1 protein-coding gene is annotated in these 562 nt (G+C 65.1%); it reads left to right on the top strand.

Annotated features, from left to right (window positions below; translation table 11 throughout):
* The coding region (locus tag OQV04_RS24860) for a Tn3 family transposase (RefSeq protein WP_032258437.1) at positions 1-529 on the top strand (529 nt) is incomplete at its 5' end.
* Between the last annotated feature and the right edge of the window lie 33 nt (positions 530-562).

Below are 562 nucleotides of genomic sequence, written 5' to 3'. Positions count from 1 at the left end.
GGACGACATCCTGCGCCTGGCCAGCTCGATCAAGCAGGGCACCGTCACCGCCTCGCTGATGCTGCGCAAGCTCGGCAGCTACCCGCGCCAGAACGGACTGGCCGTGGCCCTGCGCGAGCTGGGCCGGATCGAGCGCACGCTGTTCATCCTGGACTGGCTGCAAAGTGTTGAACTGCGCCGCCGCGTGCATGCCGGCCTGAACAAAGGTGAGGCGCGCAACTCGCTGGCCAGGGCGGTGTTCTTCAACCGCCTTGGGGAAATCAGGGATCGGAGCTTCGAGCAGCAGCGCTACCGGGCCAGCGGCCTCAACCTGGTGACGGCGGCTATCGTGCTGTGGAACACGGTGTACCTGGAACGCGCCACCCAGGGGTTGGTCGAGGCCGGCAAGCCGGTGGACGGCGAGCTGCTGCAATTCCTGTCGCCGCTGGGCTGGGAGCACATCAACCTAACCGGCGATTACGTCTGGCGGCAGAGCCGCAGACTGGAAGACGGGAAGTTTCGGCCCTTACGGATGCCCGGAAAACCTTAGCGTACGATTTTTTCCGAATTCTGCGGGCTCCCC

The organism is Escherichia sp. Lx600-2, from assembly GCF_036662595.1.
In the GTDB taxonomy this organism is placed as follows: domain Bacteria; phylum Pseudomonadota; class Gammaproteobacteria; order Enterobacterales; family Enterobacteriaceae; genus Escherichia; species Escherichia coli.
The sequence above is the reverse complement of the archived record's forward strand: the minus strand, read 5'-3'. Positions and strand labels throughout refer to the sequence as shown.